A 23,991-nucleotide genomic window follows, 5' to 3' on the forward strand; every position below is an offset into this window, starting at 1 on the left:
GGTCCTTGATCACCTTGTGGTCCTTGATCGCCTTGTACGCCTTGAACACCTTGTGGCCCTTGTACACCTTGAGGTCCTTGAACACCCTGAGGTCCTTGGACGCCTTGATCGGTTCCTAAAAGTTCATCAGAAACTAATCGGTGGGCAGGCACCAATTGCCCAAATGCATCTTTACCCCAAACAGAAATTTGAGTCTCATCCTCTGCTGCTCCGCTTGTGGTAAAAACGAATTCAAATGCATTGAAATTTGCAAAATAGTTCCTGGTTACAACCGCATTTGGTCCCACTGGTACTAGTTCTTGCACATATAATGTTCTGCTACCGTTTAAAATAAAACCCTCGATCAAAACAGTAGAAGAATTTACAGAATCTCGGTTATCGATTTTTACCGTGACCAGTTGGGTGGGTCTAACTCCATTAACAGGATCGTTTGCAATGGGTCCAGTTGATAATACTGCCATTAAGATACTCCCTCCTTCCTAGTAAAAGTAAGTCTTTCTTGTGAACAGTGAGATCTTTCTCAATATCCTGTTCCCTCTATTTTATGTCTCAACCATTTGATATGATTGTGGTTTTATCTCTGTAAATTTGTTGAGTTTTAAGACTCTAGTTGCTCATCCGCAACAATGCGCTGAACATCAATAATTACACCACTCCCATTTTTTCCCCAAACTGAAATATCAGTACTTTCTTCTGCAGGACCGCTTGTGGTAAAAACGAATTCATATGCGTCGAAGTTCGCTAGATAATTTCTCGTAGCAACTGCATTGGGGGCTAAAGCTATTTGTTCTAGTACATACAATGTTCGTAAACCATTTAAAATGTATCCTTGAATTAAAATAATTGAAGAATTGACTACATCGCGGTTAATTATTTTAACGGTAACCTGCTGAATAGGCCTGGCCCCACTAACAGGACTATTCTCAATAGGTCCAGTTGATAATACTGCCATTAAGTTGATCTCTCCTTTACTATTTATTAACTACAAATCCATATTGTAAAAAATGCTATATATATTGAACTAAAAAATATATTTAAGCTTATATCCACTATATTATTTTACGGTTCAATCTATATAGAACAGAATAGGGATTAATGTAGCTCCATGTATCATATTAATAATGTGTTACATATGATTGTTTGTTTACCTATTAAAATAAAAATAGATATCTATCTACTTATGGAAGCCTTTTTAAATTCCGGGGACATTAATAGGTAGTGACCGAGCATTAAGTAAGCTGATTCATCCAATTTCATTTCCAACCATAAAAGGATAAAGGCACCCTGAGAAAAAAGGTGCCTTTATCCTTATAAATCTACAACACTCTAACAGATATATTTTTTAATTTCTCAAATTGTTCCAGCCTTTGCTTCTCATCCCATAAATAATGAAATCCCCATCTATTTGCTGTATCCCCTTCTCGCAGTCCTTGTTTTAAAGCCGAGAAACGTGAATTTAGATAGTCAAATCCCAAGTATTTATAGTGTAATAATAAAATATCATTATTGGATGGCTTTATGACGTCCCCTGTAGGTGAAGCAGTATGCCTGCCAGGACTGAAATTTATTTCTTGAATCGCATTTGGATTAAATATTTGAGGCTTATCGTAGGTTTGACTTCTTACACCATTCCTTACCGTTTCATGTAATGGTTAGGGTGATAGAAATGTTCATCTGCGTCACACACAATAACCCAGTCTGCCTTCCCTCTGCTTCCTTTCCAAAATTGATTGAATTTATCTTGTGCTGATTTCACGAGAGAATTACCTTCTATTTCGAATCTATCTATAACAACTTTGGGATTTTCCCTTAACATGGATACAGAATTATCAGTTGAGCCATTATCGAAAATATAGTATTGATCCGCTATATTATCATAGTGCTTTAAAAAAAACGGGAGCATTTTTTCTTCATTCCAGCATAAAGCATATACATGTATTATCACGTGTTCTTCCCCTTTCACACTCAAAGCTTATGGATCGACTTGCTTGATAATATATGCAATTTATATTTGTAGGGTTCAAGTCGTGAAAGACGAGCTTTTCGTTAAGCAAGTATGTAAGAGATGATAAATCATATTGTAGCTATTATGGGAATCATTTTACCTCACTTGAAAATGTCGTCTTGAGTGTCAAACCTCCCCCGTTCGCCCCTGACACTCACGATATTGACTGGGTGTATACCCTGAATACTCCTTAAATTTTCGATAAAAAAAGCCCAGACTTTCGTATCCCACCTCGTATGCTAGTTCGCTAATATTCTGGTTTGTATGGCGAAGTAGCGTCTCTGCGTACAGCATACTGGAAAACACCTCAAATGGGGAGGTATGCTACGGGATGGAGCGGATAGGTTCTGGGAATTGTACGATCCCTATAATAAAGCCTTTTCACCCTACGGCAGTTATTTGATTCAACAGCTACTGTCACGCGTGGAGCTGCACCCCAACCTATTTAATTCGTAAGTATAAGCTTTAAAATATAATAAGGCCGTGCCAGAATCGGGTTGTGAGAACCTTTTTCGGCACGGCCTTACTATTTGACTAACTACTCGTCTGTTCGCATCACTTCGGCAAGCAGCTCATACGAGCGCAGGCGCGCTTGATGATCATATATATGGGATGTTGTAATTAGCTCATTGGCTCTCGTCTGGTTCATTATAAAATCAAGTTTTTGCTTAACCGTGTCAGGGCTACCGACTGCAGAATACCCTAGCATATTACCGCGAACTGCCTCTTTCTCCTGCTCACTCCAGAGCTTCTCCATGTCATCTACTGGTGGCTTTAGTTTCCCGCTCTTCCCACGTATCAAATTGAGGAATTGTTGTTCTTGTGAAGTGAAAAGCCACTGTGCTTCCTCATCAGAATCTGCAACAACCACATTGACACCGATCATCACATACGGCTTATCCAGTGCCTTCGATGGGCGGAAATTGCGATGATACAGCTCCAGAGCCTGTAACAAATGAGCCGGGGCAAAGTGGCTCGCAAACGCAAACGGCAACCCAAGCTGACCTGCCAGCTGTGCGCTGAATCCGCTTGATCCCAGCAGCCAGATCGGTATATCCAGCCCTTCTCCAGGAACCGCCCTCACACCCGGCACTCCCCCATTCAGCGCTGGATTCAGATAGGAACGCAGCTCATTTAATTGTTCCGGGAAGTCTTCTCCAGTGCTATGCAACCCTCGCCGTAACGCCCTCATGGCAGGCTGATCCGTGCCCGGAGCCCGACCAAGTCCCAGATCAATCCGTCCCGGATACAGCGACTCTAACGTTCCGAACTGCTCTGCAACCATGAGCGGAGCATGATTAGCCAGCATGATGCCGCCCGAACCTACCCTAATCTTGTTCGTATGTGCAGCTACGTGCCCGATAACCAGTGAAGTAGCCGCGCTGGCAACCGCCTGCATGTTATGATGCTCCGCCAGCCAGTACCGGTGATATCCCCATTGCTCGGCATGCTGGGCAAGAGCAACGGTATCGCGGAAGGAATCGGCAGGAGTGCCGCCTTCAATGACGGGTGCAAGGTCTAATATAGATAGTTTAACGTTCTGAATAGTCATTTTTCAATAAACCTCCCTGTAATTGTATCGCTAGTGAAATGCTATATCACTGATGAAGTAAACGCCTGTCCCATTTCCTTCACCATCACATGTAATCGGTAAAATTGCTGCTCCCTGTCGGAGCATTGTTCCCGATTCCCCTCACCACCTTAATTATTTGACTTATCAATTGATATGTCAAATATAATAATGTGTCTAGTTATGAATTGCAAATGAATTAAATTTTTATTTTTTTTTTTGAGAAATAGTTTACTTTTACGAAAATCACCTCTATCATACACTTAAATGGATAATCATTATCCACATTAGCCTGATTATAGATTTTGAATGTAAAGAGGTGATGCTGATGCATATGAAAACAGGCGTCGAACAATCTGTCTACGCCCTTCTTCTACTCACGATGCTGCCAGACAAAGCGGTTTTACCAGGAGAAGCCATCAGTCAGCAATTAGGTGCTTCGCCCACTTATTTTCATAAGCTGTTACGAAAATTGGTCAGCTCCGATTTGATTACTTCTGTACCCGGAGTCAAAGGCGGGTTTAAATTAAAGAAAAAACCTGAGGATATTCGGGTATTTGATATTTATCTTGCGATCGAAGGACAACAGACACTCTATTCTTCCAGCGGTATTTACAACGATATGCTTGAATTAAAGGATGAAGATCAGTGCTGCCTGCTGACAAATTTGATGGAAGAGGCGGAAATGTCCTGGAAGGCAGTTCTGAAAAGGGTAACCATCGCATCATTATCCGCTGACTTTTATAAAGCAGGTTATGCTTCCAAAATCACTTCTTTGGAGAACTGGATTCAGGAAAAAATGGTTTTGTAAAGAATTTGAAATAGCAGAAAGGATCATGATCATGAACGATTATTTAGTAAAAGCTCTTGCCTACAACAACCAGGTCCGGGCTTACGCCGTCAGAACAACGGAGACGGTAAGTGAAGCACAACGGCGTCATCATACCTGGCCAACAGCATCGGCTGCATTGGGACGCTCCATGACAGTCGGCGTTATGCTCGGGGCCATGCTTAAAGATGAGGATAAACTGACGATCAGGATTAACGGCGGCGGCCCTATCGGCACTATTCTTGTCGATACCAATGCCAAAGGAGAAGTTAGAGGTTATGTAAAAAATCCGCAAACCCATTTCGACCTTAATCATATAGGGAAGTTAGATGTCGCCAGAGCAGTTGGAACAGATGGAGCGCTGATTGTATCCAAGGATATCGGATTAAAGCAGCCTTTTGTTGGACAAGTCCCTCTTATATCAGGTGAGCTGGGTGAGGACTTCACCTCATATCTGGTCCAATCCGAACAAATTCCTTCTTCTGTTGGAGCCGGGGTGATTGTCAATCCTGACAACTCCATTCAGGCGGCTGGCGGATTTATTATTCAGCTAATGCCGGGTACGCAGGAGGAGGTAATCAGTTTTATTGAGAAACGCCTTGAGGCCATTCCGAGTATTTCCTCTATGGTCATGCAAGGACTGACGCCGGAGCAGATACTTGGACAGATTTTGGGAGAAGACAATATTAAAATATTGGAAACCATGCCTGTGCAATTCCATTGCCCCTGCTCAGAGGAACGAGTTTCGAATGCCATTATCAGCTTAGGTAGTGAGGAAATAGCAGATATGATCCATACCGATGGACAGGCCGAAGCACATTGCCATTTTTGCAACGAGCATTACCATCTTACCCAAAAAGATCTCGAAGGTATGCTGGAGACTGCTACTTTATAATTGCAGCAGGGGGTATCCACAACATAGGTGGATTGCTTTGCGGTGCCGGTACTAGCCCAAAAAGAGACTACTCCTTGCTAACAAAAATCTTTTAAATGAGAGCTGTTCCCAAGGTAGTTTTTGCTACTGAGGGACAGCTTTTTAATATGCTTACGGTAGGTACCAAGCCATAAAGCCTTGAACCTTTAAACTGTGAAGGAGTAAGTTTATGACAAAAGGAGCTTGTGCGGATTGTACATACTTAGGATCAGGGTATCCAAATGGATCTGACAGGTAAAAAAGCGGGACGCGGCGCCAAGGATGGATGGCAAAATCTTTATCCACACTGTACCGGACACCTGACGCGCGTGTAATGTCTACCTTTCCAGCCGGGCATTCAAAAGCTGATCGTATCCGAATTGCTGGCGCGTAAGCTCCTCCTTGCGCTGTTTTTCCAAAGCTTTCCCCCCCAGTTCCCATGCTTCCTCCGGCTTCACTACAAATACGCCATCGTCATCACCCAAAATGAGATCACCCGGATGTACGCTGATCCCAAACAGGCTAATCGGCGTATTCACCTCTCCCTCCAGTTCCAGTGTACGTGTAGTCAAGGCACTAATCCCTTTGGAAAAGACGGGAAATTGCAGTTGGTTCAAGACACCAACATCTGTGACACAACCGGAAACAATCACTCCAGCCAGTTGTTTTTTCATCGCTACATAGGCTCTAAATTCTCCCCAACAGGCTCTGGCGTCGTCACCGGACATATCGACAACCAGCACATCACCCGCTTGTGCCAATTCCAGTGCATGACGAACAGCGGTGGAGTCCAGATGGGGAAGCCTCACTGTAACTGCATTTCCCAACAAACGAATGGGACGAAACAACGGCAGCGCCCCCTGCATACATCCAAAATCCGTGAAATGCCCAAGGGTAGAAGCACTAACATGCTGATAAAGCTCCAGCAGTTCCTTCGTCACACCCTGAACCCGAGGTTGAATCCGAAACATACAAACCAGCTCCTTTCGTGATCTAACCAAAACTCACACTATACATCTAGGAATCAAAGCAGGCAGAATGGCGCTTAGGCAAAATATTCAGTTCACTGTAACCCAAACATCGTAGCTCATACTTAGCTCGTACAATGTATCTTCGGACAGGTAGGGCAATAGCTGCCCTTTTCCTTCATCTGATAAAAATAGCAGCAGGTTTTGCGAACACGTACAGCTTTCACAGCCGCAGTGGGCGCGGCGGTTACCGATGGGGTTACTGGTATGCCCACTCTCTCCGTACGGGGAGAGCCAAAATACCGAGCCAGCGGATTTTGCTGTTCACCAAACAAGTGAGCCGGAGCTTCACAGGTCAAATATTTAAAATCCTCTTCCGTCCGCAACCGATCCCCGTTATTGAGCTCCTGCCGGATACAGTTTTCATATAGCGCATAGACATAGATGGCGGTGTTTTCCCATAATACCGTCCTTGGAATGGAAGCAACAGCGGACACAGATCGCCACACCGGGGCCAAATGCTCTGCAAATACATGCCGGATGACGTGATCACGCCAAGCATGACGTTGCTCTTGGCCGCTGTCGCATTCCGTAACGAGCAGTCTGTTCAAATACAACCTTGGAAGCCAGGTATCCTTGACAAAAGCAGATTGAATCACACAATCAGCAATCTCGACTTCCAGCATCTTGTTATACACCGACATGGCATACAGAGCCGGGGACACGATCAAAAAACCGTACCGCTTCGCCAAAACAGAGGCCGTTACCTTGCGTGAAGAAAAATCATGCAATCCTGCCAGCCGATCCAGATACATGGCGCATTGAGTTGCATCCAGCAAATCGACCGCAGGTAAATCATACCGTCCGATTGGAGCCTGTTCACCACTGCTGCTTATTCGCAATTTTCCCGTCAGATACGACCATTCCGCCGGCTCAAACGAAGACCCTTTGGCGTACGGCATCCATTTTCCTCCCCTTTCCATGAGGAATAAACATCGGTGTTCCGTACAAAGGATCAGGAATGACTTGGCAGCGCAGTTGGAATACCTTTTCCACCGTCTCTGCGGTCATGATTTCTTCCGGCTTTCCCTGCGCGTAAATGCGCTTATCGTATACCGCAACCATATGGTGCGCATAGCGACAAGCCAGATTCAGATCATGCAGCACCATGACAATGGTTCTCCCTTCTCGTTCATTCAGATCAAACAGCAGGTCCAAAATCTCAATTTGATGCGTCATGTCCAAATAGGTCGTCGGCTCATCCAGTAAGATCATTTCCGTCCCCTGCGCCAAAGTCATGGAAATCCACGCACGCTGGCGCTGCCCGCCAGATAAGGAATCTACCGGACGATCCGCAAAAGCCTCCAATTGCGTCGCTTGCAGCGCGTTTTGTACCTGTACTTCATCCTCTGCCGACCACTGCTTCAGCCAGCTCTGATGTGGATATCTGCCCTGCTTGACCAACTGATACACTGTCAGTCCTTCCGGCGCTGACGGTCCCTGCGGCAAAATGGAAAGCCTTTTGGCAATTTGCTTGGAGGGTAACTGGGCAATAGCCTGACCATCCAGCAGCACCGCTCCCGCTGCAGGCTTCAATAGCCGCGCCATGGCACGCAAAATCGTCGATTTTCCACAGCCATTGCTGCCTACCAGCACCGTAATCTTTCCCTCCGGAATTTGCAGGTCCAGCTCTTGAATGACCGGGTCTGTCCCGTAGTTAATCATCAGGTCCTTCACCTCTAAACCCATGCAGCTTCCCTCCCATATTGTGATGTCATCTATTTCAATCATGTAAACATTCCAACTCTGGCTTTAATGCCGATTTCGGCGCTGGAGCAGCAAATACAGGAAAAACGGTGCACCCACCCCTGCTGTAAAAATGCCTGCGGGAATATCAATCGGATAAAAAGCCGTACGGGCCAGCAAGTCGGCGAGATACACTAGCAATCCCCCTACCAGTGCGGACACCAGCGTCAGGCTCCCCATAGAGCGGCCTACTAATCTGCGCGCAATATGCGGCGCGATTAAACCCACAAAACCAATCGCTCCCGCAACTGCTACTGCAGTTCCAGCAAGAATCACACTGAGCAGCAGCAACATCACACGATGCCGCTGCACCTCCACTCCCAAGCCGGTAGCCACATCATCCCCCAACTCCTGTGTGTTGAGGCTGCGTGAAAAATAGAGCACCAAAGGTGTGCAGATCACAACAGCGATCAGCATGGTATATACGTTATTCCACGATGCTCCATACACGCTGCCTGTCAGCCAAATATAAGCCTTGCCGGCTGTAAAGGACGAGCTCATGACCAGCATAAGCGTGGTGATCGAGCTCATGGCAGAAGCCAAACCAATCCCCACCAGCACCAGTCGGATTGGGGTTACTCCGTCCTTCCAGGCCAATATATACACAAGCAGCGATACGACCAACGCTCCAGCGACAGCCGCCACAGGCAGCCATTGAATGCTCAAAACAGCTCCCCCGTAAGCAATGAACGTAACTGCCGCTACGGATGCTCCGCCTGTAATCCCGAGGATATCCGGGGATGCCAACGGATTACGGATAATGCCCTGAAGCACCGCTCCCGCGATGCCCAGAGCCGCACCAACCAGCACACCCGTAAGCGCTCGCGGAAACCGCAGCCTGTACAAAATAAAATCATAATCGCCTGAGCCACGCCCCCATATCGCTCGAAGCACTTCCCAAGGGTGCACATACGTATCTCCCCAGCCTACACTAATCACGCCAATGATCAGTAGCGCCAAGGCCAGTCCACACATCATCCATAGTGCTTTCTTTTCCAGTTGGATATGACACCTGCCGCTCCTGCTGCGCAGCGTCACATAATGCTTCGCATTCATACCGTCTCTGCCAGTCCCATGCTTCAAATTCACGCGCTTCATTTCCACGCCACCTCTTTACGGGCAATGTAGACGAAAAAGGGAACCCCGATCAAAGCTGTAATGACGCCAATCGGAATTTCCTGCGGCGAAATCAGCACTCTGGCTGCGGTATCCGCCGACACCAATAGCAAAGCACCCAATACCGCCGAAAAAGGGGTAATCCAGCGGTAATCCGCACCAACCAAAGCACGCGCCACATGCGGAATGATTAGACCGACGAAGCCAATCGCCCCCGCAATAGCAACAGAGCATCCAGCCAGCACCACAATAATCAGGCCCATTGCGCATTTTACCCATAAGATATTTTGCCCCAAGCCCTTCGCTACATCTTCCCCGGTCACGAGCAGATTCACCGCTCTACCCATAAACATCGCCGAGATCCCAGCCACTAGCATAAAAGGAAATAAAGGCTGTAGCATCTCCAGCGAACGTCCGCTGACAGAGCCTGCCATCCAGAACAACACATTTTGCATCCCCGTTTCATTCATCACCAAAATAATTTGGATCATCGACATAAACAAAGCGTGAATGGCAGAGCCGGACAATACAATCTTGACTGGCGTCAAACCATCCCTGCCTAATGATCCGATGACGTACACCAGAACAGCCGCCAGTCCTGCGCCGATCAAGGCAAAGCCCATCAGAGACATCATGGACTCGACCGAAAACGCGACCGAAGCTATAGAGACGAAGAACAAAGCACCCGCATTGATACCGAACGTACTGGGCGAAGCCAACGGGTTGCGGGTAAGTGCCTGCATGAAAGCCCCTGCCATCGCCAAGCTCGCGCCTACAACAGCAGCAATGACCGTGCGCGGCAAACGTTCGGTATGTATCAGCACATGCTCTACATTTTGAGCATCATAATGAAATAAGGAAGAAATCATAAAATTTGGATTAATTAGCGTTCTACCCATCAGTAGGCCAAGAGATAAAGCTCCTGTCAACAAAATCAGGCATACACCAAGTCCAATCCATTTTCTTAAATTTGTCGTTAGCATCATTGCATAGCCTCACTCTTCCAACAGCCTGGTACAACATAAAAGAAGGATGAGAAATATAACCCCTCACCCCTCTGCTATATTTCCGTTGTTCTTATTGTCATGTAGGTTTATGATTTCAGATCATAAATTTTATAAAGATCATCCAGCATCCGATTCGCGCTCAGATAACCTCCAGCCAAATTCCAGTTCACCTCGTCGACCTTAAAAATGCTATTTTTCTTGTATGCATCAAGGTTTTTCCATAGAGGATGATGGGTCCAGGCTTCAACATTTTTTTCAATCGCAGCCTGATCCTTACCGGAGTTAAATACGAACAATGTATCTGCATTCATATCGGGTATGCTTTCCTTGCTGTTGACTTTGATTCCCCACTTGTCTCCTTCTTGAGCAGGAGGGCGGGTAAAGCCCAGCTCCTTCAGAATTTTCCCGGCATAGCCCATATAATAAATACGTGCATGGTCCGCGCGGAAATTAACAATGGAGGCCTTGATCGGCAGACGGTCACCCATTTTCGTCCTGAAATCCGCTACACGCCGATCCCAATCCGCCAGCAATTGTGTTCCTTTGTCCTCCTGATTCAGCACTTGTCCGATCAGTTTTACGGTTTCCTTCCACTCATATACTTCATTGACGGCCACAGTAGGAGCAATTTCCGATAATTGCTGGTACGTCGCCTCGTTACGGAATCGGGTTGCAATGATGACATCCGGTTTCAGGTTATAAATCTCCTCCAGGCTCGGCTGTGTTTCCAACCCGACCGTGGGAATCCCTGCGAGATCCTTTTTTAAATAGTCATACACGGGCTCCGTTCCATGGGACTCCACAATCCCCACAGGCTTTATACCATAAGCGATCATAACATCGTTGGCTCCGTTATACAGCGTTACGACCCGCTTGGGCGTCCCCTTAATCTCGGTTTTCCCCAACGCATGCTCAATGGTACGCACCGAATCGGTTGAAGCTGGCCCCTGTGTATCCGTCGTTCCTTTATCTGTTCCAGTCGCTCCACCGGAATTCGCACTCTTACCCGCGCCTCCAGCTCCGCAGCCTGATAAAAGCAGCAATACAACCATGAGCGCAATCCATATACTCCCTTTGCCTGATGCTCGAAACATTTCTCTATTCCCCCTATTTAGATCGCCAATGATGATATTGATTCTCATTATTAATTATAGGGAGGGGGGATATGATGAACATGGACGTTAGCGTCCTTTATTTGGACGAATCAGACAATAACAACGTTACCGTTTTGTCCAATAACAGGTCGTGAGACAACGAAGTATAGCATGTATACAGATGTCGGCTATCGCACATATGGTGGACTGCTCCGCTTTGCACCGCCTTTAGTTTCTGCCATTCAGGAGAGCGCCACAGTGCCAGACATTCTTGCTGAATCGTTTGTTCTTCACAGGCATTTCCATAATGGCGGAAACACGTCAGTATGATGCGATCCGCATCATATTCAGCCAGATCGTCCACCGTCACCTCACGGTAATGGGCAATAGCCTCCACTCCCGCAGGCATAGCCAGCTTTAAATCCCCGTATAGCACCGTTCCCACATTCCGCTGTCCATACACACACATTTTCTGGTTCCCCACTCCCACGATTAGCACATTCTCCCCGCCGAGCTTTTGCCTGAGCTTTCGGGAAATCGTTTCCGCTTTCGTTTCATATCGCTCCAGCCATTCCACCGCTTCCGTATCCTTGCCGACGATCCGGGCGATTGACTGAAAATGAGTACGCCAGTTTTGGAAAAAGGGTACGGTGACGGTGGGCGCAATCTGCTCGTACATTTTTTCTTTTTTCGACTTCCCAAAATCTCTGAACTCACAGGTTAAAATCAGATCCGGTCGGGCTGACATCAGCCTCTCCAGATCGGGCTGTACCTCACCCACCGAAATGGTATTGCGAAAGCCTTCGGTGACAGGATAAGCCTTGTTGATGACCGCTGCATACGGCTCAATGCCCAATGCAACCAAATGTCCGGTTAACAGATGCTTGAGCGAAGCGATTTTATCCGAATACCGGATTGTATTCACATAAGCTGAGGGAGAGCGTCCAGTCGCGGCTTTAAACTTGCGGCTAAAATAGAACTCATCGCTAAATCCGGCACCGTGAGCAATAGAACGAAAGGAATCACGAGTGAGCACCAATGCCTGCTTCGCATGATTGATACGAATGTCCGTCAAATATTCCATCGGGCTTTTGCCGATCAATTTTTTGAACATACGCGAATAATAATCAGGGCTCATTCCTGCCAGCTCTGCCAGCTTATCCCGCGTAATATCCGAAGCATAGTGCTGTTCCATATTATGGAGGGTCAGAGTCACCGCCTGCTGCACATCGGGCTTCTGATCACGGCTGGTATGCTGAAACAAGGACATCAGCATTTCCTGAAATACAATGTTGGCCTTCATTTGGTCCCACACGCCATTACAATGATGCTTCCTCTTGATCTCTTCGACCATATCCATCACAAAGCGAAAGTGGGAAATGATCCATTCATGCGGTCCAAGCGCTGGTGCGGGTATGTAACGGTCCGGCTCCCCAGACGGCTGTAATGCAAGAAAACGGATGATGTAATAATCCGCCGGAGCGCCGGACAGCATACGGAGCTTCATGACTGCGCCGGGGGCGAGCATAAAGCCCTTTTGACGGTAAAGAGGATACGTCATTCCATCAATCGCTATATCCCCTTCGCCTTCGTTGAACAATAATAAGGTATGAAAAGACGTTTCTTGCCGGGAGGAAGAGCGACCAGAGCACACATGCTGAATATCTTGCAGTTTATAAAGAAATGAAGTAAAAGATTGGTCTTGAGTATTCATTGCTCCCAGCCTTTCTATATATCGAGAATTATTCTCATTTATGTGAGAACTCATTTCATTATATATAGACTAGGTCGGATTTGGCAAAATGGAATTGCGCTAAAGCTTATAAATGATGAAACGGGTTCTGTATACGGCTTTGACCGGATGGCATGCTGCCGGGTACGCCGGACTGCTCCAGCAAAGGTTTAACCAGCAGCTTGAGCGGCCAGTCCGGCTTTTCAAATAAAATATGCTCGATTTCCTGACGAACGGCAGCCTTGAAAGGTACGTGGTGAATCGCTTCTTCCAATTGATTCTTTAGTACGGACCACAAAGTGGACTCGTCTATACCATGAACATCGGAAAGAGTATCTATAATGGCGTACAGGTTGACTTGAATACCAAGGGTTTGCAGGTAGAATAACAATTTCTTCGGTGTTTCATTATATAGGCTGTTGGAATAGCCGGGCCGGATTTGGTATTTAGGATCGGCAATCCCCTGCTCTGTCAGCCAGGGCAGATGCAGACGCACCGAGTCATGGTCACGCAGCAAAATGTGCTCGATCTTGCCGTTTTTCCAAACCAGCACACAGTTTTGTCCATGGATTTCAGGCATGAGACCGATCCGATACAAGCGCAGCATGATTTCAAAAAATGTCGAGCATACTTCACCGAACAGTTGTTTTACCGATTCTGCCGTGTCCGGAAGTCCACGCTCAGCGGCCCATTCCCGGAAAAAATGATGCTGGCCTGCGGCCAACGCAGACATGGGGATAAGACGAACGGCCGGATCATGGATCAATTCGTGCGGATAAATACGCGCCATCGCTGCCAGGTGCCGGGGTGGATCATCATACAGGCTGCCATTTTCCGGCATATAGGCCCACCAGGAGCCTTCATCGCATAAAAATAAGCGTTCCTGAAGCTGCGGGTCACGTGTCTTGGCTTGCTGCAACATGGCTTGTCCACGATCCCCGTTGATCAGCTTCACCGCAGGGAGATAGCGGGATGCCCCCAGCGAAAATACGCCCAACGGGAGCTTGACATAATTCTGTCCGCCATCCTTGGGAGACAAAGAGCGTACAGATGAGGTTGCCTGAAAAGCTCCAGCCTTCACTTCCAGCGGAATCCATACTTTGTCCGCCTGCTCGGCATGCAAATGTTGTGGGAGCATATATGTGAGCTGCCACGGATGCACGGGGATTGCAATATAATCCGCAGCTAGCCCGCGTTCCTGCATTTCTTGCTCTACTAGCTCACGCTCGGAGCTGGACAGAAGAAGGTCGTCCGGCTGCTGCCCATCGAATGGGCGCTGTGTGTCCGATGCGACTGTCGCTGCTACTGTTTCTGTTTCTGTGTCCGTAAAATGAGGACCTTGTGCGATTCCCACTCCGGTCATCACCGCATCCTTTCGGAGCGCTACCCAGCTCATCGTGATGTCTTGCCCAAATTCAGCGATATATTTGCGATAGTCCTCATAGTTCAAGCCCGTTTTGGCCTTGGATGCGGGGTGGAATGGACGATCACGCAACGAAGAATACTGCTCCAATCGTTGAAAAGCCTCCGAGGGCGATTTTTCCAGTATATTTTCATACGTCAGTCCGCTATCCAGCGACCATGTAGTCTGCTCAACCGTTTGCTCCAACAACTGGACAAACCTTCCCACTCCCTCCTGTTGGCGGTATTCTTCATCCAGGCATCTCTCAATCACACGCTGCATCAGCGTTACGGGGTGAAGAAATTCTGCACCAAATCCACCATCCTCTGACAGCCGCCGAATTTCATACACTCCACCTGCTCGCAGATAACGATAGGGTTGAACCACCGCAGCTTGTACAGGAAAAACGAGACTGTGCTGCTGCTCCCGATCCACCCACCAGCGGTAAAGACTGACCGAACAACCGTTGGGAGGTGCTTCTCCCTTTGGATTCGCAATAGCTTCAGGATCGGCAAAAGCAAATAGCTCGCCTAATTCGGGATGGGCAGCAGCATAGTAGCTTTGCCATTGCGGAATAGACAACAGTTCAACATCGGCATGCTCCCAAAATCCTTCCGCCAGCAAGGTATTGATAAGATCCTGCATGACATGGTTTTCAGCCTGCTTTTTCTTCTGCAAAAGTGTGGTCTCTGTAGTCTCTGTAGTCTCTGTGGTCTCTATCGTCTCTATATCCTCCGCGCCCGTTACACGATTCATATAGTAAAAGTGTGGATGTGGATGGCTGAGAAAATCATGATGGGAAATCGTCCAGCCATAGGCTCCCGCAATGTGGAACAGCAGAACATCCCCAATCCGCAAATGCTCTACATACACTTCATGCGCCAGCACATCCTTGGGCGTACAAAGCTCACCCGCGATGGTCACCGCTGTTTGTCGCCGCTCTGTTCGCGGAAAAGGATACTGCCAATCGTCAACAGCAATCACCTCAAAAGGCTGGTTGTGCTGCCATGACACTGGCAATCGAAAATGATGCGTTCCCCCGCGAATAATGGCGTAATGCTGGTCATGATTTGTTTTGAGGTCGATCACTTCTGCCGCATAATACCCACAGTGCGCTACCATATAGCGCCCGGACTCAAAAATGAGCTGGATGCCGGGCATGCGGTATTCCTCCCACACTTGATGCAATTCCTCCATAAAATCATCCCATTCGAACCTGCGCGCCAGATCGGTATACGAAATGCCGAAGCCGCCGCCCGCATTCAGGTAGCGGATAGATAGCTCATGCTCCTGAATCCAGTCCTGCACACACTGCAAATACGTAGCGACCATTCGGGCATGCAGCCGGGCATCCAGATTGTTGGACAGAGAGTGCATATGGAAGCCCTCCAACTGTACATACGACAGACCTTGGGCCAGTCGGATCGCTTCCGGCACCTGAATTTCGTCGATACCAAACTGAGTGGGCCGACCGGACATCGTGATGCTCGCCTCTGGCAAGGTACGCCGCAAATTAATACGCAGCAAAATAGATACACGCTGCTGTCTGCGCTCCGCGATCCAGCCGATACGCTGCAACTCATGCAGACTTTCGGCATGAATCAGCATCACCTTTCGCTCTAACGCTTCCTCAATTTCGGCGTCCTTTTTTCCTGGACCTCCAAAAATAATCGGCACGTCGGCTGACACATCGCGAATAGTCCGAATTTCTCCAATAGATGCAGCTTCGAAGCCCTTTACGATGGGAAGCAGGCTGGCGATCAATTGAGGATCAGGATTGGCTTTGACCGCGTAAAACAAACTGCAATCGTCGGGCAAGCTGCTCACACAACGTTGTGCCCGTTCTCTCAGTGCACCCAGGTCATATATATATGCGCATACTGGCTGCTGCTCTCGCTCCCGTGTTTGCTGGATAAGCTTTTCCACATACGGAACGATCTGTCCTCCAGATAATGCTGTAACAAGCTGACTCATGTTCTTCCTCCTTTATGTTGAGAGCTAGCGTAGGTCAGACCTTCTTTTTTGCAAGGCGCGAAAAGCAATTCCCCGCTCATCACCCAGTACGAAGGCATGAACCCCTTTTTCTACCCATACACTGTATTCCCCGTCCCTGCGCGGAATGGCGCAATACGGAATACCCGCTTCCCGTGAAGCTTCAAAGACCCGCTGTAGCCCCTCCTGTACAATCATTGCATCGGTCTGCCACGGCACCCCGTACGATTGGGACAAATCCGCTGCTCCTTCCAGCACCATTCCAATGCCCGGTACAGACAAAATATCCGCGATGCGTTTCACACCCAATCCGCTCTCAATCATGGGCACCAGCATAATCTGTTCATTAGCTCGCTGTATGTAGTCCACCAGATTTCCTTTGCCAAATGCGGCAGGTCTGCCGCTGTTCAGGCTTCGCTTGCCCTCCGGGCTGTATTTAGCAGCCTGAACCAGCATTTTCATCTGCTCCCTGCTTTCCACATGCGGAACGACGATCCCCTGTGCTCCGCTATCCAGCACGCGCAGTATATCCTTGGCATCGACCTCGGGCACACGCACCAAGGGCGTGATTTGTGCGGCTTCCGCAGCACGGATCATATGCTCCACCGTCTCAGGATTGATCATGACATGCTCCATATCAATGATCACAAAGTCATATCCGGCATGTCCGATCATTTCGACTGTAAGTGCCGCCGGGATGGAAGCGATGAGGCCAACGACCTCCTGTCCTTTCCGCAGCTTCTCCTGAAGCCGATTTACAGTCAGCATGTCGGCTCCCGGTACGCATACAGCGGGTTAATTCCCGGTTTGAAATGAAGGTCCTCATCCCCAAGCAGACGTCTTTTCATCAATTCTTCAATCTGTACAGTCGGGGCAAACAAATCAAACAGGCGGAATCGCTCCTCATGCTGAGGATGCTGGCGCTGATAATCATGAATGACCTGTGCGGACATTTCCCAAAAGCGCTGCTCGTCCAGCTGATAATGTTCGGCCAGGAACATCGCCAGCTCGGCGGCTGCAATAAAGAAAAAAGCATCGTAGGAAAAGTCACGTACATCGTCCGGGTTACTTGTTTTAATAAACGAATTGCGGTTAATCCGGGCATGACTTGGCGGCTCAGGATGAAGATCTGGGCATTTCTCCGGCTCTGTCAGATGCTTCACGGAAAACCGGACACCATCATGAAAATCCTTAAGCGCCACCCGTGTCGCTTGCCCGTTCCGGTGGATCAAAATGATATTCTGACCGTGGGATTCCATGCCGATTCCATGCGCATACAGCATATGAATAATAGGCGATATCGTGGCCTCCAGCACACGCCGGGTCCATTCCTCTACGCCGAACTGCTGTACCCACGGATCAATAAGCGGTACCCCGTTTTTTTGCACATAACATAGTCCGTTAAAAGGAATCGCATCCTCATCCGGCTGCAAATACCCGTGAATGCTTTCCCGCCAAACCGTCCCCAGTGAGCCGTAGGTTTTCGCCTGACGGTATTCGGGCAGCTGCTCATAGTCATACGTGATACCCAAAACCTCACGCAAAACAAAGAATCCCTGCTGAGCGGCATATTCATCGTGTTCCAGTAACCCATACAGCCAGTCCGTGATAAGCGCTCCGTTCAGCACCGTATGTCCAGCCATGATCCGACTGGTCGAGGTGTTCGTAATGCTCAGCGACAGCTTCACATACGCACGCTCCGGTGTCGTCCGATTGGACAATGTGCGGATCGACTGCTGCGCCTGATACACATCGCTCGCTTCACCGAGCCATACGATCCGCTGATCCGCCAGCTCCTGATGAAACCGGGGCAAAATGACCTGCTGCCATTGCCACGGGTGGACAGGCATGAGCCGATAGGCTTCCGGTTGCTGACCGTAGCTGGTTAACAAGGCTTGGAAGCGTGCAACTTCGCTTTCTCCCAATTCTTGGCGAATAAATGCTTCATATTCAATCGCCTGCGACTGCCCCGCCCGGCTATGGCTTTTGGCAATGGCCAGCCAAACTGGACGGAGCGGCTGCTTGAACTCGGGACCATACAACTCATTGTCTGCCAGCGTAAAGCCGATTCTGGATTTATAGCATGGATGGTAGGGATGCCCGTCCCCCAAATTGCCCTCCAGCTCATCATATCGACGCTGGTCATCCGCCAGAAATGGCGCGTTGAAAGAGCTTTGCGCCTGTACATCCTTTAGCAAGGTCTGCTCCAATTCCTCGATGAAGCGCTGGAGTCGTTCACCCTGCTGTGCGGCGCTGAGGACTTCATTTGCAAAATCAGCTAGCGTGGCTGTCGTTTCGCTTCCATCTGTCCCCACTCGTATGATTGGAACAGGAAGCAGCCGAATACGCCCAAAGCTGTTCATTTGTTTTCCGACAGAACGGTATTGGACAGGGCGACCTGTAATGTCCTTGCCGGACAATATAAAATGTTGATCGCTGTTATCCACGGAATCGCTGTACGTGTCATAAGGCAAAATTTCTTCATATAGCAATGCCTGAATCAGTTGGCGGATAATACGCTGCTCGACCTGCGTAAAGGTATCCGAGCGGAGCGCCTGAATAAAGCGTTGAGTGGTCGAAGCATGGCTGACGGGAGCTTTAGAAAGGCTGCTTGTGGAAAAGTTATGATTCGAAATGTTGGTTACAGACATGAAGTCACCTCACGAAAATGAATTGGATTAGGGATCGGGATAAACGAAGGCGTATCCCCTCTGGACTGAAAGCAGCTTGTAAAATTGGCTTTGGCAGGCAGCGTAGGTGCGGTCAATAAATCTTGGATATAGGCGGCTAGACGGGAGCAAGAGCTTGCGTCTTGTTCCTGTAATTGCTCTAATACCTTGCGTACCACCCTCCAATACTCCTGCTCACTATGCTGATCATGAACCGCAAGGGCATGAATCAATGCCCCCAAATGATTAACAAAGAAATAATAACGGGTACGCATCCACGGCTCTTCTGCGCCGTACAATACGGGACTGTCCTCAGCAATCAGTGAACCGACCCATCCGGCTGCCTCGGCCTGTTCACGCACAATACTTACGCCCTCCAAATCCCGCACATAGTAGCATTCCGGCCATCCGTCCTGTAGGAACAGAAGCGAATTTTGTACATGGGCTTCGAAGGCGATACCTTTCACCGCAAGCAAGCGCAGCATAGGCACCATGGATATGTGAAGATACCGCTCCAGCCAAGCTAACAGGTCAGGCCGTTCTCCGTTTTTACTCGGGTAATTGTCCCGAATCACTGCGATAAGCCGCGGCCCCTGTTCACCCGGCAACGACTCCAGCAAGGAAGCCACTACATAGGTGGATTCAGGGTTCAGATCCATCGGTCGATAAAGAACCGTAAACTGGTCAGACAACTGCTCCAGCTCTTGAACCGTCGTTGTTCCTCGTTCTGTTGCCGCCGCGCTATGCTCATGTCCTGCGTTATACTTTGCAGTAGTCGTGGTGACCTGTGAAAGCCCTGCATCCTTAGTAGACTCAGGAATCTCCGTCCGTTTCACTACCTCATTCGGCTGGAAGCATACGCGGCTGTATCCCGTTTCTGTCAGCACCTTGAAGGACTCGGATTGGATATGGGACGACCAGGCGGCTGAAAGCTCATGAATGACCTTCGCAGCATCCAAAGTACGCCGAGCCTGCTCCTGTGTATTGTCACGCACAAGATTGGTAATCCGCACATGCAGCGGCAGCTTATAGCCGTTTCCGGTTTTCAAATCCCATACTGTTCGTATCGAAGAAGTCGGATAAACGACAGGGCCTAGCGCGCCCAATGGAATCAACACCCGCTGACGCATCAAACTTTGAATGTGAGATTGCCGCAACACCCGCTCGGCCTGCCATGGATGCATGGGCAAAATGCGATACCGCGCCAGCTCCTCTCCCCATTGACGCCGAGCATGGAGCAGTACAGACGGGTCAATGGCATCCCTGCGATGCTCTTCACCAATCCATTCCTCCTGCACGTTATCCTCATGAACCGCGAAATAATACAACGGAAACGCCGCACCCATCTCGGGACTGTATAACGGAAGCTCATAATCGGCAAAACCCTCCGTGCTTTTTGGAAAAGGATGAAAAGGGTGTCCGATCAGCAAAGACTGCTCTGAGCGTACATACGTCAGGTGGACTTCTGTACTTGAGAAAGACTTTGGCTTGCTCTCGCCTGTGGTCTTCGTATGGTGATCCATAAAGAGCGTCATTTTGTGCATGCTGTTACGAATACGCTGCTTCATCTTTTGCTGCTCCGCTTCCCGTTGCTCGGGCTTGGCGTGATAGCTCATCTCGTCCAGCAGTCTTTGTATAATTCCATCCATATCCAGTGACCTGTGAGTCCCTCCTTCTTCCACCTCGTACCAATTACTCCCATACACATGTTGTCCGGTTGCAGAGAAATGGTGCAGGGTCCCCGTGATGTGCAGCCCGAACCGGGGTAAAATCACCTTTATTTTCGGTGCTTCCCCTTTGATCCTTGGGTCAAATTGTCGAGTTTCCCGCAGATAGCTGTTGACCAGGGCCCGCAGTGTCGCTTGCTCCGCCCAGATCCTGCTTTTGGACAGCTCTCCAGCGATAGTGGAAATCTCCGTTGATTGTGTCAGCATGTATTCTTCCTCTCCCTTCCTGTTCAAACCTTGGGTGTAGCCGCAGGTGCTTTCGCTTGCGGGGTATCAATGGATGTACGACGCGCTCCTTTTTTACGAAGGAAGTCAGGCGTCTTCAGGAAAAAAGCGGCGGGAATCGTGAGTAAAATCAGTATACTCATCCCGATAAACCCTTCCCTGATCGCTTGCAGCGTTCCCGTTTCCACCGAATAGCCCGCCACCAGAAGCTGAGTCTTGCGAACTTCAAAATAAATCGAAATCACAACCATTCCAAGCGAAGAGGTCAGTCTGCGCATCACATTATTCATTGCCGAGCCTTGGGCTACCAGCTCATCGGGGATTGCATTCAACCCGGCCGTTGTGGCAGGCATATTCGACAGACCCAGCCCAATTCCCCGTAGCATCATGAGGACGAAGATCATCCACAGCGGTGAATTCATCTGGAGCATACCGAACATAGCCGTAGCAGCACATGTGATGATAAGTCCCGTTCTGATAATTCCTTTTGGCCCCTTGTGATCTAATTGCTTGCCCGCTATCGTGACAAACCACCCTGTACATATAGCGGAGGGCAAAAACACAAGTCCTGTCATCATGGCGTCATAGCCATACACATTTTGAACCAGCATCGGAACCAAAAAAATGCTGCCGAACATTGCAATCGCCTGTACACTCGCCACGATGACGCTCAAGCTGTAGGTCGGTATTTTGAAAATGTGCACATTCAGCAATGGCTGTTCCTTCACCAGCTCCATTCGCACAAACAGAACCAGCAAAGCCGCACCTGCAAGGAACAGTAGAATATGCAGCGGGGCAATCAGCTCCGCAGCGGTCGTTGTTCTACCAAGCGCAAACAGAATGAACCCCACCCCCAACGTAACCGTTATAAATCCGCTGCTGTCAAAGGTACGCGATGGATTGCTACGTGCCGCTGTTAAATAACGTATCCCCAGCAGCAATCCCAGCAGTCCGGTCGGCACATTCATGAGGAAAAGCACCTGCCAGCTACTTAGTGACAGCACAATTCCTCCCACCGTAGGCCCAAGCATCGGAGCCGCCATAATCGCAATCCCCCAAATTCCCGTAACCTTACCGCGTTCCTCCTTGGGAAAGGCTTCAAATATCAGCGCCAGTGACAACGGAATCATCAGCCCACCCGCCATCCCTTGCAGCCCCCGACAGAGGATTACAGCAGTAAGTCCCCACGATAACGAGCCGAGCAAGGAACCTGTGACAAAGAGCGCAAGTCCGCTCAGATATACTTTCTTTTTCCCAAAACGATCTGCCAGATATCCGGTTAAAGGCATCGTCATACCCATCATGATTAGAAAAATAGTGATGAGCCAGCTCGCCGTAGCAGCGTTCGTATGAAATACTTTAATGAAGGACGGAATCGCCGGGTTCAGCGAACTGTTATTCAGCAAAACCGTAAAGGTGCCGAGCATCACCGTGATGACGACCTTCCATTGCTCGGACACAGCCCGTATGTTCATCCCTCGACCTGCTTAACTATGACCGTGCTGCAACCCGGCATAGGCCACATGCACCGGAGTGGTCAAATCGAGCGTATGCAGAGGACGTTTGTGATCCAGCAGCTCCCTGATCGCTTCAATCACCACCGGATGATTATGACCGAGCGCTAAAGTTCCGGCCCCGGCCAGGCAGTCGTAATAGATTTTTCCATCCATATCCTTGACATGGATGCCCTCTGCTTCGGCGATGGCAATAGGGATACGGCGGGGGTAGGATCTGGCATTGGATTCCCGTGCAGCCTGACTCTCCAGATAACGGGTGTTTTGCGAGATAGCAGTAGTAGCCTTTGGCAACTCGATCACTCCTTTGATATTGATAATCATTTTCAATTAATTCACCTCCTTATTATATGGAATAAATATCCTGATTCCATGGACATTTAAGACCGGGTTTTGGACAAAAACTGTTTTTAATTCCTAAAATAGAATAAAAAACCACAATAAAAATCGTCATTTCGACCATTTCCACTGTGGTTCTTTTGCATTTCTTCCTGACAGAATCAGGAGTGCGGTTTTGTGTATGAAATTTTCGCTATAGCATCATGCAAATGGATGGATTCTTCATTTCGGCACTCCACCGTGAAGGCACGAACGGCCTCTAGCTCAACCAGATCGGCAGCAATCAGCCGCACCATATCTTCGACAAAACGCGGATTTTCGTACGCTTTTTCAGTTACTGCCTTCTCGTCCGGGCGCTTGAGCACCGGATGCAGCGGAGCGCTGGCATTGGATTCCGCTGCATCCAGCAGCATGACCTTCCAATCCTGCTCCAGCTTGTCCGGCTCATCTATATGCGCCTCCATAGTTACCACGCCCCGCTGATTGTGGGCACTATACTCGCTGATTTCCTTGGAGCACGGACACAAGGTGGTTACTGCCACCGTTAAGCCAACCACGGTACGACTCCCCCGTCCTGCCTCATAGCTGATTCGGATCAGCGTCTCGGCATGGTTCAGTCCCGTCTTTTCCAGTACAGGGGAGCGCCGTTCGTAGAACCAGGGGAACGACAGCTCCAACTCGGCCCGTTCCTGATTCATCCGCACAGCCAGACCTTCCGTAAAACGGGCCAGCTGTGCCAAATCCGTCGTTCCGCCCTGCTGCCGATATTCCTCCAAATGCTCTGTCAGACGGCTCATATTGATCCCTTTAGTCTCACGATAAAGCGAGGTTGTCAGCTTAAAGGTTGCGATGCTTACCTGTGACGAAGGGAGCAACCCCGCCTCCACGATAATGGGATGCTTTACTCTGGCAATGCCCACCTGTTCGATATCGAACAAATAGTTGCGTTTCTCATTTTGCAAATCGGACATGTATTCCTTCGTGGTGGGTTTATCTCCCGGGATAGGGTCCACCGAGCCGAACAGCCGATGGCGCTCTGCCTTGGAAGGCAGTTCCGGGGTTACTCTATCTTCTCTCACATTG

General features: G+C 48.8%; 19 protein-coding genes and 2 pseudogenes. 2 read left to right on the forward strand and 19 right to left on the reverse strand.

Going from position 1 to position 23,991, the window contains the following annotated elements; all coding sequences use genetic code 11:
- The 5 genes and pseudogenes from L696_RS28500 to L696_RS0110520 form a co-directional block, all read right to left on the reverse strand.
- Positions 1–461 (reverse strand): annotated as a pseudogene (locus L696_RS28500) (collagen-like triple helix repeat-containing protein); the annotation flags it as partial.
- Positions 462–598: 137 nt separating this feature from the next.
- On the reverse strand, positions 599–952 hold the full coding sequence (locus L696_RS0110510; RefSeq protein WP_025683590.1) for a hypothetical protein: 354 nt from the start codon (positions 950–952) through the stop codon (positions 599–601).
- 681 nt (positions 953–1,633) lie between these two features.
- Positions 1,634–1,945, reverse strand: a complete 312-nt coding sequence (locus L696_RS31910; RefSeq protein ID WP_245233342.1) for a glycosyltransferase family 2 protein — start codon at positions 1,943–1,945, stop codon at positions 1,634–1,636.
- 186 nt (positions 1,946–2,131) lie between these two features.
- On the reverse strand, positions 2,132–2,299 hold the full coding sequence (locus L696_RS32725) for a helix-turn-helix domain-containing protein (RefSeq protein ID WP_081750716.1): 168 nt from the start codon (positions 2,297–2,299) through the stop codon (positions 2,132–2,134).
- Positions 2,300–2,543: 244 nt separating this feature from the next.
- The gene (locus L696_RS0110520) at positions 2,544–3,557 is read right to left on the reverse strand and encodes an LLM class flavin-dependent oxidoreductase (RefSeq protein WP_025683591.1); all 1,014 of its coding nucleotides are present in this window, start codon (positions 3,555–3,557) and stop codon (positions 2,544–2,546) included.
- Positions 3,558–3,903: 346 nt separating this feature from the next.
- Between L696_RS0110520 and L696_RS0110530 the strand changes: the two genes are divergently transcribed.
- Both L696_RS0110530 and hslO read left to right on the forward strand, forming a co-directional pair.
- Entirely contained in the window at positions 3,904–4,386 is a 483-nt protein-coding gene (locus L696_RS0110530) for an Rrf2 family transcriptional regulator (RefSeq protein WP_025683592.1), read from the forward strand.
- 31 nt (positions 4,387–4,417) lie between these two features.
- On the forward strand, positions 4,418–5,299 hold the full coding sequence (hslO, locus tag L696_RS0110535) for an Hsp33 family molecular chaperone HslO (protein WP_025683593.1): 882 nt from the start codon (positions 4,418–4,420) through the stop codon (positions 5,297–5,299).
- Positions 5,300–5,655: 356 nt separating this feature from the next.
- On the opposite strand, the gene L696_RS0110540 is transcribed toward hslO, so the two are convergent.
- The 14 genes and pseudogenes from L696_RS0110540 to folE2 all read right to left on the reverse strand — a co-directional run bounded on the left by L696_RS0110540 (position 5,656) and on the right by folE2 (position 23,987).
- Positions 5,656–6,288 (reverse strand): RraA family protein, encoded by a 633-nt coding sequence (locus L696_RS0110540; RefSeq protein WP_025683594.1) that lies wholly within the window; start codon positions 6,286–6,288, stop codon positions 5,656–5,658.
- Positions 6,289–6,410: 122 nt separating this feature from the next.
- A complete protein-coding gene (locus L696_RS0110545; RefSeq protein WP_025683595.1) occupies positions 6,411–7,247 on the reverse strand; it encodes an IucA/IucC family C-terminal-domain containing protein in 837 nt (278 codons plus the stop codon).
- Positions 7,219–8,034, reverse strand: coding sequence for an ABC transporter ATP-binding protein (locus tag L696_RS0110550; RefSeq protein ID WP_025683596.1), 816 nt, complete (start codon positions 8,032–8,034; stop codon positions 7,219–7,221). The genes L696_RS0110545 and L696_RS0110550 overlap by 29 nt, the downstream gene beginning before the upstream one ends.
- A gap of 63 nt (positions 8,035–8,097) precedes the next feature.
- Positions 8,098–9,189, reverse strand: a complete 1,092-nt coding sequence (locus tag L696_RS0110555; RefSeq protein ID WP_025683597.1) for a FecCD family ABC transporter permease — start codon at positions 9,187–9,189, stop codon at positions 8,098–8,100.
- Positions 9,186–10,190 carry a FecCD family ABC transporter permease gene (locus L696_RS0110560; protein ID WP_025683598.1) on the reverse strand — a complete coding sequence of 335 codons (1,005 nt, stop codon included), beginning with the start codon at positions 10,188–10,190 and terminating at the stop codon, positions 9,186–9,188. Before L696_RS0110560 ends, L696_RS0110555 begins: the two co-directional genes overlap by 4 nt.
- A 110-nt stretch (positions 10,191–10,300) precedes the next feature.
- Positions 10,301–11,308: an ABC transporter substrate-binding protein gene (locus L696_RS0110565; protein WP_025683599.1), complete on the reverse strand. Its 1,008-nt coding sequence runs from the start codon at positions 11,306–11,308 to the stop codon at positions 10,301–10,303.
- Between the two features lie 97 nt (positions 11,309–11,405).
- Positions 11,406–13,022 (reverse strand): helix-turn-helix domain-containing protein, encoded by a 1,617-nt coding sequence (locus L696_RS0110570; protein ID WP_025683600.1) that lies wholly within the window; start codon positions 13,020–13,022, stop codon positions 11,406–11,408.
- A gap of 106 nt (positions 13,023–13,128) precedes the next feature.
- Entirely contained in the window at positions 13,129–16,416 is a 3,288-nt protein-coding gene (locus L696_RS32500; protein ID WP_342447941.1) for an IucA/IucC family protein, read from the reverse strand.
- 24 nt (positions 16,417–16,440) lie between these two features.
- The gene (locus L696_RS0110585; RefSeq protein WP_025683601.1) at positions 16,441–17,202 is read right to left on the reverse strand and encodes an HpcH/HpaI aldolase family protein; all 762 of its coding nucleotides are present in this window, start codon (positions 17,200–17,202) and stop codon (positions 16,441–16,443) included.
- A complete protein-coding gene (locus tag L696_RS0110590; RefSeq protein ID WP_025683602.1) occupies positions 17,196–19,085 on the reverse strand; it encodes an IucA/IucC family protein in 1,890 nt (629 codons plus the stop codon). The genes L696_RS0110585 and L696_RS0110590 overlap by 7 nt, the downstream gene beginning before the upstream one ends.
- The gene (locus tag L696_RS0110595; RefSeq protein ID WP_025683603.1) at positions 19,076–21,037 is read right to left on the reverse strand and encodes an IucA/IucC family protein; all 1,962 of its coding nucleotides are present in this window, start codon (positions 21,035–21,037) and stop codon (positions 19,076–19,078) included. The genes L696_RS0110590 and L696_RS0110595 overlap by 10 nt, the downstream gene beginning before the upstream one ends.
- Before the next feature lie 23 nt (positions 21,038–21,060).
- A complete protein-coding gene (locus tag L696_RS0110600; protein ID WP_049827337.1) occupies positions 21,061–22,530 on the reverse strand; it encodes an MDR family MFS transporter in 1,470 nt (489 codons plus the stop codon).
- A 51-nt stretch (positions 22,531–22,581) separates the two neighbouring features.
- Positions 22,582–22,893, reverse strand: a pseudogene (locus tag L696_RS0110605) (aminotransferase class III-fold pyridoxal phosphate-dependent enzyme); the annotation flags it as partial.
- Between the two features lie 176 nt (positions 22,894–23,069).
- The gene (gene folE2 / locus L696_RS0110610; RefSeq protein ID WP_025683606.1) at positions 23,070–23,987 is read right to left on the reverse strand and encodes a GTP cyclohydrolase FolE2; all 918 of its coding nucleotides are present in this window, start codon (positions 23,985–23,987) and stop codon (positions 23,070–23,072) included.
- Between the last annotated feature and the right edge of the window lie 4 nt (positions 23,988–23,991).

Source organism: Paenibacillus maysiensis (assembly GCF_000520815.1).
Classification (GTDB): domain Bacteria; phylum Bacillota; class Bacilli; order Paenibacillales; family Paenibacillaceae; genus Paenibacillus; species Paenibacillus maysiensis.

Bases quoted from the DNA above. Each gene is read 5' to 3' on its own strand.
- L696_RS0110510 (WP_025683590.1), bottom strand. From the start codon at position 952: ATGGCAGTATTATCAACTGGACCTATTGAGAATAGTCCTGTTAGTGGG.
- L696_RS32725 (WP_081750716.1), bottom strand. From the start codon at position 2,299: ATGCTGTACGCAGAGACGCTACTTCGCCATACAAACCAGAATATTAGC.
- L696_RS0110520 (WP_025683591.1), bottom strand. From the start codon at position 3,557: ATGACTATTCAGAACGTTAAACTATCTATATTAGACCTTGCACCCGTC.
- L696_RS0110530 (WP_025683592.1), top strand. From the start codon at position 3,904: ATGCATATGAAAACAGGCGTCGAACAATCTGTCTACGCCCTTCTTCTA.
- hslO (WP_025683593.1), top strand. From the start codon at position 4,418: ATGAACGATTATTTAGTAAAAGCTCTTGCCTACAACAACCAGGTCCGG.
- L696_RS0110540 (WP_025683594.1), bottom strand. From the start codon at position 6,288: ATGTTTCGGATTCAACCTCGGGTTCAGGGTGTGACGAAGGAACTGCTG.
- L696_RS0110545 (WP_025683595.1), bottom strand. From the start codon at position 7,247: ATGCCGTACGCCAAAGGGTCTTCGTTTGAGCCGGCGGAATGGTCGTAT.
- L696_RS0110550 (WP_025683596.1), bottom strand. From the start codon at position 8,034: ATGGGTTTAGAGGTGAAGGACCTGATGATTAACTACGGGACAGACCCG.
- L696_RS0110555 (WP_025683597.1), bottom strand. From the start codon at position 9,189: ATGAAGCGCGTGAATTTGAAGCATGGGACTGGCAGAGACGGTATGAAT.
- L696_RS0110560 (WP_025683598.1), bottom strand. From the start codon at position 10,190: ATGCTAACGACAAATTTAAGAAAATGGATTGGACTTGGTGTATGCCTG.
- L696_RS0110565 (WP_025683599.1), bottom strand. From the start codon at position 11,308: ATGTTTCGAGCATCAGGCAAAGGGAGTATATGGATTGCGCTCATGGTT.
- L696_RS0110570 (WP_025683600.1), bottom strand. From the start codon at position 13,022: ATGAATACTCAAGACCAATCTTTTACTTCATTTCTTTATAAACTGCAA.
- L696_RS32500 (WP_342447941.1), bottom strand. From the start codon at position 16,416: ATGAGTCAGCTTGTTACAGCATTATCTGGAGGACAGATCGTTCCGTAT.
- L696_RS0110585 (WP_025683601.1), bottom strand. From the start codon at position 17,202: ATGCTGACTGTAAATCGGCTTCAGGAGAAGCTGCGGAAAGGACAGGAG.
- L696_RS0110590 (WP_025683602.1), bottom strand. From the start codon at position 19,085: ATGTCTGTAACCAACATTTCGAATCATAACTTTTCCACAAGCAGCCTT.
- L696_RS0110595 (WP_025683603.1), bottom strand. From the start codon at position 21,037: ATGCTGACACAATCAACGGAGATTTCCACTATCGCTGGAGAGCTGTCC.
- L696_RS0110600 (WP_049827337.1), bottom strand. From the start codon at position 22,530: ATGAACATACGGGCTGTGTCCGAGCAATGGAAGGTCGTCATCACGGTG.